General features: G+C 35.9%; 7 protein-coding genes and 2 other annotated features. Of the genes, 6 read left to right on the forward strand and 1 reads right to left on the reverse strand.

Going from position 1 to position 8,599, the window contains the following annotated elements; genetic code table 11:
* The first annotated feature begins 216 nt into the window (after positions 1–216).
* Together V7183_RS09880 and V7183_RS09885 are read left to right on the forward strand one after the other, a co-directional pair.
* Complete coding sequence (locus V7183_RS09880) at positions 217–1,929, forward strand: methyl-accepting chemotaxis protein (RefSeq protein ID WP_335359357.1); 1,713 nt, start codon at positions 217–219, stop codon at positions 1,927–1,929.
* A gap of 533 nt (positions 1,930–2,462) precedes the next feature.
* Positions 2,463–2,807 carry an SdpI family protein gene (locus V7183_RS09885; RefSeq protein WP_335359358.1) on the forward strand — a complete coding sequence of 115 codons (345 nt, stop codon included), beginning with the start codon at positions 2,463–2,465 and terminating at the stop codon, positions 2,805–2,807.
* An 88-nt stretch (positions 2,808–2,895) separates the two neighbouring features.
* Here the strand turns inward: V7183_RS09885 and V7183_RS09890 are convergent, their stop codons facing one another.
* Positions 2,896–3,510 carry an NUDIX hydrolase gene (locus tag V7183_RS09890; RefSeq protein WP_335359359.1) on the reverse strand — a complete coding sequence of 205 codons (615 nt, stop codon included), beginning with the start codon at positions 3,508–3,510 and terminating at the stop codon, positions 2,896–2,898.
* An 87-nt stretch (positions 3,511–3,597) separates the two neighbouring features.
* Here V7183_RS09890 and V7183_RS09895 point away from each other — a divergent pair, with 87 nt between their 5' ends.
* The 4 genes from V7183_RS09895 (at position 3,598) to thrB (ending at position 8,519) form a co-directional block, all read left to right on the forward strand.
* On the forward strand, positions 3,598–4,236 hold the full coding sequence (locus V7183_RS09895) for a pyridoxamine 5'-phosphate oxidase family protein (RefSeq protein ID WP_097899580.1): 639 nt from the start codon (positions 3,598–3,600) through the stop codon (positions 4,234–4,236).
* Between the two features lie 304 nt (positions 4,237–4,540).
* Positions 4,541–4,782, forward strand: a binding site (T-box leader).
* A 116-nt stretch (positions 4,783–4,898) separates the two neighbouring features.
* Positions 4,899–5,132 (forward strand) — a binding site (T-box leader).
* Positions 5,133–5,282: 150 nt separating this feature from the next.
* Complete coding sequence (locus V7183_RS09900) at positions 5,283–6,578, forward strand: homoserine dehydrogenase (protein WP_335359360.1); 1,296 nt, start codon at positions 5,283–5,285, stop codon at positions 6,576–6,578.
* Positions 6,571–7,629, forward strand: coding sequence for a threonine synthase (thrC, locus tag V7183_RS09905; protein WP_335359361.1), 1,059 nt, complete (start codon positions 6,571–6,573; stop codon positions 7,627–7,629). The genes V7183_RS09900 and thrC overlap by 8 nt, the downstream gene beginning before the upstream one ends.
* A complete protein-coding gene (thrB, locus tag V7183_RS09910; RefSeq protein ID WP_335359362.1) occupies positions 7,626–8,519 on the forward strand; it encodes a homoserine kinase in 894 nt (297 codons plus the stop codon). Before thrC ends, thrB begins: the two co-directional genes overlap by 4 nt.
* The last annotated feature ends 80 nt before the right edge of the window (positions 8,520–8,599 follow it).

Genomic DNA, 8,599 nt, shown 5'->3' on the forward strand with positions numbered 1-8,599 from the left:
GCAAATAGCGGGATAAATATTATATTAATAAAAATTAGGAAAGATGCTATATTTATTACTTACTTTTATGTTATATACATAATATAACGTATTTTAAATTTTCAATAGAAAGAATATGTACAATCCGAAGATGGAATTGATTTTTAAAACTCTTTTTTATATTTATCATTCTTTATGTTTAAATTAATAAATTTTTATTTAAAAAGGAGAACGACTATGAATCTGCGAACACGAATTTTAGGAATTGTATTTGTAGTAATCTTGGGATTGGCGAGTGTGAATTTTGCATTTTTATATTTTACTGCGAAAGGCACGGGGGAACAAACAATTGGAGAGTTAGGGAAGATTCAAGTTGAAGCAATGAAAAAACAATTTGATACAGGCACATATGAATCGTGGTTAAAGGATCCAAAGCAAAATGATACATATGAGAAATTGCGAAATACATTAAATGAAATGCGTGAACATAATGGTGCATTATATGTATACACGATGCATTTTAAGAACAATGAATCGTACATTATGATTGATGGGCAACCAATTGGCAAGGAAGCATCACCGATTTGGGAGAAGTGTGAAGGTAATGCGGCAGAAGTGAAAAAGCTGCAACAAGGAGAATGGGTGTACACCCCTATTATGAATGATGAAAAATACGGGAAATATATGTCCGTTATCGTGCCATTAAAAGATGAAAAGGGCCAAGTGTATGGGGCGCTTGGAATGGATATACAAGCTTCTGTTGTAGATACGATTATGCAAAACCTGTTGAAAGATAGAATGGTAGAACATGCTCTTATTAATATAGGGATTGTTGTTATTGCCTTTGCTTGTCTATTCTATTTTATTAACCGAGGTTTGAAGCCGCTTCATGTGTTGAAAGAGGAAACAAAGCGGATTGCAGAAGGTGATTTAAGAGAACTCCAGATTTCATCTCGTAAGAAAGATGAGATTGGACAGATGGTTCGTTCCTTTGAATATATGATGGATCATTTAAGAGAGTTGTTACATGGGGTACAGAAGGCAACACATTCTGTAACGCAAACATCGAAAATGTTATTATCTTCTACACATGTAATGAAAGAACAAAATCAAACCATGTTATTATCAAGTCAAGAGATTACAAATAGTAATGCGCAAACTGTTTCTTCAATGGAACAAGTTTCAAATGCGATGCATTCTTTTGAAGAAGAAATACGAGGAGTCGAGCATGCTGTAGATGATATGCAAAGTATTTCTCAAGCGATGGCACAAGCAGGAGAAGAAGGACAGGAAATGCTGCATAATACGGTTATGCAAGGGAAGGAAATGAAAGAGACGTTCTATCAATTTCAAGATACAGTCAATTCTTTATTAACGCAAGTAAGCCATACGGGAGAATTTCTATATACAATCGAGGACATTGCAGCGCAAACGAATATGCTTTCTTTAAATGCGGCCATTGAAGCAGCTAGAGCGGGGGAGTCTGGAAGAGGATTTGCCATTGTAGCAGATGAAGTGAAATTGTTAGCGGAACGTACGTCAGAGCAAACAAAGCATATTCGTCAATTAATTTATAAGATGCAGCAAGAAGCATCTGGAACAACAGAGCAATTGTCGCAAGCATTGCAACAATATGATGCTCAGTTCAGTCAAGTAAGTGTAGTAGCAGAACAAATGAAAGCACTGCAATATATTTCAAACGAATTAAATCAGTCCTTGCAGCACGTTATCGGTAAAATGGAAACGATGAAACAGCAGCAGAACGTCATTCACACTGAAGTTTTGGCTGTCACAGCTGCAAGTGAAGAAACAGCTGAATCTACTGAGGAAGTGAATGTTACAATAGAAGAAGTTGCGAAACATATGGACGTATTTACGCAAGAAGTTCAAGAAATGGCCTCGCAAATTCATGAATTAAGTGAACAAACGAAGCGCTTTACATTATCGTAGAGTGGAACATTGATCTTACTATATACACCAAATCCCCTCTTTTTAGGTGGGAGAGAGCATCAGGTCATGCATAGAAGCGGTCAGTGCCTTTTTCTACCACATGCGAAGTAAAAGCAGAAAGAGTAAATGAGTGTAGGTTACTTTTCATTTTGCATAGCAGGGATTTAGATGTTGAAAAATAAAAATGGACTTATATAAATGAATAGTTGCCTAATGGATAAGAGGCATGATTCAGTAATAGGTGATAAAAAATAGACCATCTTGTCAGCACAAGATGGTCAGGGAAAGGGACAATTTATGTCAATTTTAATTAGGGATGGAAAGCTGTTCGAGACACTGGGGAATGTCTCATTATTAGGGAGGAACAGCTTCGATAGATATAATATAAAAGATAGATGTGACTTCAGTGTGAATTTGAAGTGAAAGATATGTTTTTTTTATTTTGGAAAATATAGGTTTTAAGGTTTGGATCAGTTGTATAATAAAAATATAAACTAACAATGCAATTTGAAGAAAATGTGGAGGGGAATAGGATGGTATATGCGCTTGTACATATAGGAATTAGCTTATTGATCGGTATCATATTCGTACTAGCTGCACTAATCTTGCAAAAAAATCCACCAACAGATATTAATGCAGTATATGGTTATCGAACACGTCGATCAATGAAAAATAAAGAGTTATGGAATGCTGGAAATCAATACAGTGCAGAAGTGATGAAGCAAAATGGCGTTTTTATGATTTTAATAGGGAGCGTAATAGGTGTGCTATTTAGATATCCGCATACAATGATTGCGATTTTAGGTCTTATGATCGCATTAATCATTCATTTGTTTGTACGGGTAGAGAAGAAATTGAAGGTACTGGAGAAACAATAAAGGTTACCTATAAATCTTTCAAGCTATTTAAAGAAGACGTATAAATGGTGAAGACCCCTGCACTATTCAAGTGGGGGTCAATTTAACTTTAGAAATTATTGATTTTTAGCATATCTCGTCCCTTTTCTACGACGAATTTATAATATTCGATTTCATATGGATAGATATCTTCACGTGTTATTGCAATAGGTTTTGCATGTTCATTTAAAGCTGAAATGCCTGTTATAGATGGAATCTCGCCTTTTAGAAGTTGTAAAAAGGAAGTGGCATTTATTTTCATTACATCTTCTACTTCATCACCTGGTGAGAATAGAGGTGGCTTTATGACATTGTGAAAATACATATGACACATTTCACGGTCAATGAAATGCGGAATTTCATGATTGATTTTAAAAATACCTTTGTACTTTAAATCAGTAGTTTGAAAGGAAAGTCCTAATTCCTCTTCTATTTCACGAAGACCACCTATTTGTATATCCTCATCATGCATAATATGTCCAGCAGATGTAATATCCCATTTTCCTGGGAAGTCTTTCTTGTTTTTAGCGCGTAATTGAAAGTATAAACAAATGTCGTTGTTTTCTTTTTCCACAAACCAACAATGGAATGTTTCATGCCAATCGCCGTCACGATGCACATCATCACGTAATTTTTTTCCGAGTTTCTTTCCTTCTGTATCAAATATCGTTAACCATTCTGCCATTGATATTCCCCTTTCTGTATATTTTAGTATACAATAAATATATATAATTTTGAGAAAATAAAGAAAAAACTAAGGGGTGTATATGGAATGGGAATAGAAGAAAAGAAAACACATTCATTTATTTCAACAGAAGATGAATTACGTCTTATTTTAGGATATCCAAGTGAGCGGGCTGTAAAAAAAGTGATTCCATCGCTTGACCATCATTGTCGTGATTTTTTGTCTAAATCTCCATTTCTAGTAATGTCTACTTCAGATGAATTTGGTCATTGTGATGCTTCTCCAAGGGGAGACGCACCTGGATTCGTATATGTTTTAAATGAAAACCAAATTGTAATTCCGGAAAGACCAGGGAATCGGCGAGTTGATTCTATTCTTAATATTTTATCTAATCCAAGGGTAGGGCTTATTTGTTTCATTCCAGGGCTTGGGGAATCATTAAGAATAAATGGGCGTGCAGCTATCACAAAAGATCCAGAGATCTTGGCAGAAATGCAAGTGAATGGTCGTAGTCCGCTTCTAGGAATTGTTGTAGAAGTAGAAGAGTGTTTCATTCATTGTGCAAAAGCATTTATTCGTTCTGAATTGTGGAATCCAGAATCTTGGATGGAAAAAGAAGGACTGCCATCAGCAGCAAAAATGCTTACGGATCACGCAAAAATCAATTCAACTGAGGAAGAAGTTGCACGTTCTTTAGAGGAAAGTTATACAAAAAGATTATATTAAAAATTTTTTGTGTTATATTGCTTGAGGAAATATATAAATATAATTAATAGTTCAGATGTTCAAAGAATGTTTACTTGCTTGCTAACTACTATTTTAAATCAGTTATATAGTTATTTGAGTTGATATTCTTATGTGAAATCCAATTTCAAAAGAGAAGTAGATAGGCTTAAGTATTTATTATCTTAAAATAAGTTATAAAAGTGTAATGATCTGGTTGAGAAAAGAACGTATAAATATTTTTCTTGAAAATGGGCTTGATTTTTTGAATTGTCGTAATTATAATAATTTAACAAATGGACATGAACGAAAAGTAATGATAAGGACACGGGATTATTTTTACGGTTTTCAGAGAGGGAAGTCATAGGCTGTGAACTTCCTAGCACGAAAAATAATCTTACCACCTTTAAACTTCAATAGTGAACGAGTAATCTAGTAATCTAGTAATTATTGACGGTCTCAGCCGTTATCTGATCTTGAGCAATCTGAAGTACATGTATATTTGGATTGGAACAAGGGTGGAACCACGAAAACACATTCGTCCCTTTACTGGGGATGAGTGTGTTTTTTTATATAAGTTTTATGTTCGAAAATTAAAAATATAAAAAATATTCCTTGCTTTTGTGTGGTATGTACGTATAATGAATTAACAAATGGAATTGAACGAAAAAGTAATGATAAGGACATGAGATTATTTTTACGGTTTTCAGAGAGGGAAGTCATAGGCTGTGAGCTTCCTAGCACGAAAAATAATCTTACCACCTTTGAACTTCAATAGTGAACGAGTAATTTAGTAATTATTGACGGTCTCAGCCGTTATCTGATCTTGAGCAATCCGAAGTAAATGTATATTTGGATTGGAACAAGGGTGGAACCACGAAAACACATTCGTCCCTTTACTAGGGATGAGTGTGTTTTTTTGACATTGAAGGGAGGTGCTGTAGAATGGAACGATTGATATGTACGAAAATAACCACCACCTGTACGAATGTAAAGCAGCTAAAGGTGAGTCATATAGTATAAATTGAAATTTAGGAGGAGATTGAAAAATGAGTAATGTTATTTATGTTGGCGTATTAGGTTTAGGAACTGTTGGAAGTGGTGTCGTTCAAATTTTGCAGGAACATTATAAGAAAATCGCTCTTGATACAGGTTGCAAGGTAAAGGTAAAAGCAGTAGCTGTACGTAATTTGGAAAAAGAACGGGATGTCTCTATTGATGGGATTGCTGTTACACGAAATGCCGATGAGCTTTTAAATGATTCAGATATTGATATCGTAGTAGAGGTAATGGGAGGAATCAAAGAAGCAAAAGAGTGTATTATAAAGGCTTTGCGAAACAAGAAGCATGTCGTAACTGCGAATAAAGATTTAATGGCTGTGCATGGGGCGGAATTGTTGCAATTAGCTAATGAAAACAATTGTGATTTATTTTACGAAGCTAGTGTAGCAGGAGGAATCCCGGTACTAAGAGGACTTGCGGATGGCTTAGCTTCTGATCACATTGAAAAAATAATGGGAATTGTAAATGGAACAACAAATTATATTTTAACAAAAATGAGTCAAAAAGGTTGGTCGTATGAAGAAGCATTACAAGAAGCACAAAAATTAGGATTTGCAGAATCAGATCCTTCAGCAGATGTAGATGGGCTTGATGCTGCACGGAAGGTTGCTATTCTTGCTAATTTAGGGTTTTCGATGAATGTTTCATTAGATGATGTGCATGTTCGAGGTATTCGAAATATAGAAAAAGAAGATTTAGAAATGGCAAAGAAATTCGGATTTACAATGAAACTGATTGGAAAAGCAGAGAAACAAGGTTCTGCAATTAACTTAAGTGTAGCACCTACTTTATTGCCAAATCATCACCCACTATCTAGTGTAAATAATGAATTTAACGCTGTTTATGTACACGGTCATGCTGTTGGTGAAGTAATGTTTTATGGGCCGGGTGCTGGGAAATTACCAACGGGGTCTGCTGTAGTGAGCGATATCATTTCTATTGTTAAAAATATGAATCAGGTAACAAAAAACCAAAGCGTGTTAAAAGAACCAGAGCCTTATAAACTAAAGCGGGATGAAGAAGTTGTTTCGAAATACTTTTTACGTACTGTGTTACTTGACGAACCAGGAATGTTTCAACAAATAACAGAATGTTTCGTTAATCAGTCAATTAGCTTAGAAGAGATTATTCAATTACCATTGAATAAAAAGTTTGCAGAAATTGTAATTGTGACACATCAAACTTCAAAATATCAATTTGAACAGGTGTTAACAGCATTAGAAAGTGTAGCGCATGAAATTAAAAGTTATTACAGTATTGAGGAGGAAAAAGAATATGTATAATGGTTTATTAAAACAATATGCTTCTTATTTACCGGTCAGCGAAAAAACACCAGATGTAAGCTTGATGGAAGGGAATACACCTCTAATCCCGCTTCTGAATATTTCTAAGGAATTAGGGATTCAGCTATATGGAAAATATGAGGGTGCCAATCCTACTGGATCTTTTAAAGATAGAGGAATGGTGATGGCGGTTGCGAAGGCAAAAGAAGAAGGATCACAGGCCATCATTTGTGCTTCAACAGGAAATACATCAGCATCGGCAGCAGCATATGCTGCTCGCCTTGGAATGAAGTGTATTATTGTTATACCGGAAGGGAAAATTGCTCATGGGAAATTAGCACAAGCAATCGCATATGGAGCAGAAATTATTTCGATAGAAGGAAACTTTGATGATGCGCTTCGAGCTGTACGTCAAATTGCTGCGGAAGAGCCAATTACATTAGTAAATTCTGTTAATCCATATCGTATTGAAGGGCAAAAAACTGCTGCTTTTGAAATTTGTGATCAGTTGCAAAAAGCACCAGATGTCCTTGCTATTCCGGTTGGAAATGCAGGGAATATTACAGCGTATTGGAAAGGGTTCTGTGAGTATGAGAAAGAAAAGGGATTCAAGAAGCCAAGGATACACGGTTTTGAAGCAGAAGGGGCAGCAGCAATTGTAAAAGGTCATGTTATCGACTCACCAGAAACAGTTGCAACTGCGATTCGTATTGGTAATCCAGCTAGCTGGTCCTATGCTGTAGAAGCGGCAAAACAATCGAATGGTGAAATTGATATGGTATCAGACGAAGAGATTTTAAATGCTTATCAGCTGCTAGCAAAAACAGAAGGCGTTTTTGCAGAGCCAGGGTCAAATGCTTCTCTGGCAGGCGTAATCAAACATGTTCAATCCGGGAAAATCCATAAGGGAGAGACAGTTGTTGCTGTATTAACAGGGAATGGTTTAAAAGACCCTGATATTGCTATTGCTTCTAATCAAGTAGAAATCGCAAGTGTTTCAAATGATATGGAACAAATTAAAGAACATATTAAAGGAGTGATCGTTTCGTGATACCGTTTAAAGTTCGTGTTCCAGCTAGTACGGCAAATGTAGGTCCTGGTTTTGACTCTGTAGGAATGGCGTTATCATTATATTTGGAAGTAGCAGTTAAAGAGGAATCAGCTTATTGGCACGTTATCCATTCTTTTGATTCTTCCATTCCAAGTGATGAAAGAAATTTAATTGTAAGTACGGCACTTCGGGTATGTCCTTCTTTATCTTCTTACACAATAGAAGTTACTAGTAATATTCCGCTTACAAGGGGACTAGGAAGTAGTGCGTCAGCCATTGTAGCAGGAATAGAGCTTGCCAATCAACTTGGGGAATTACATTTAACAACAGATGAGAAAGTTCATCTTGCTACAAGCTTTGAGGGGCATCCTGATAATGTAGCAGCTTCTATTTTAGGAGGTACAGTAATTGGTGCAATGGATGGGAATCATGTATCTGTTGTAAGAATTGAGAGTAAGGAATTAGGGGTAATTGCTCTAATTCCTCATGAGGAATTAAATACAAATAAAAGCCGTTCTGTATTACCAGAAACATTTCAATTTCATGATGCCGTTCGTGCAAGTGCAGTAAGCAATGTATTAGTGGCGGCAATATGTCAAAAGAAATGGGAGATTGTTGGTGAAATGATGGAGAGAGACCAGTTTCATGAGCCGTATCGCTCCCAACTTGTTCCTTTATTGCCTTCAATTCGCGAGTATGCTAAACGAGTTGGAGCATATGGAACAGCGCTTAGTGGTGCGGGACCTTCTGTTTTCATTTTAACTCCATATGAAAAACGCCAGGACATTGCTGAGCAATTAATGAAAGTATTTCCGGCGCTGGAGGTTTGTGAACTTGAGATAGATCATGAGGGTACTGTTGTGAAAAGAGATTTATCAGTAAAACAGTAAAGTGAAACTTTAATCAGTGGGGCATCCCCATTGATTCTGAGACCTCAAATAGCAGGATAAAATATATAAATACAAGTTGA

It is taken from the genome of Bacillus sp. JJ1127 (assembly GCF_036965845.1).
In the GTDB taxonomy this organism is placed as follows: Bacteria; Bacillota; Bacilli; order Bacillales; family Bacillaceae_G; genus Bacillus_A.